Consider the following 539-nt stretch of genomic DNA (forward strand, 5'->3'; position numbering starts at 1 on the left):
CCGCCAGCCGACTCCTTCTTCGGAGCCTCCGCGATCATGGCTTCGGTGGTGACCAGCAGGCCGGCGACCGAGGCCGCATCCTGGAGAGCTGTGCGCACGACCTTGACCGGATCGACGATACCCATGGCGATCATGTCGCCATATTCGCCGGTCTGGGCATTGAAGCCGAAGGTCGGGCCCGTGTTCTCGAGGATCTTGCCGGCAACGATCGATGCTTCCGCACCGGCGTTGGCCGCGATCTGGCGAGCCGGAGCCTGCAGCGCACGACGCACGATGGCGATGCCGGCGGTCTGGTCTGAGTTGGCGCCGCTGACGGTGATGGCCAGCGAAGCGCGCAGCAGTGCGACGCCGCCGCCGGGAACGATGCCTTCTTCGACGGCCGCACGGGTCGCGTTGAGGGCGTCATCGACGCGGTCCTTCTTTTCCTTGACTTCGATCTCGGTCGCACCGCCGACGCGGATCACGGCAACGCCGCCCGCCAGCTTGGCGAGACGTTCCTGCAGCTTCTCCTTGTCGTAGTCCGAGGTGGTCTCCTCGAT

1 protein-coding gene is annotated in these 539 nt (G+C 66.4%); it reads right to left on the bottom strand.

Features of this window, described 5'->3' with window-relative positions:
* A partial coding sequence (locus AC0L2V_RS32245; RefSeq protein WP_473522195.1) for a TCP-1/cpn60 chaperonin family protein occupies positions 1 to 539 on the bottom strand: 539 nt, incomplete at both ends.

It is taken from the genome of Mesorhizobium sp. WSM4814, from assembly GCF_055811595.1.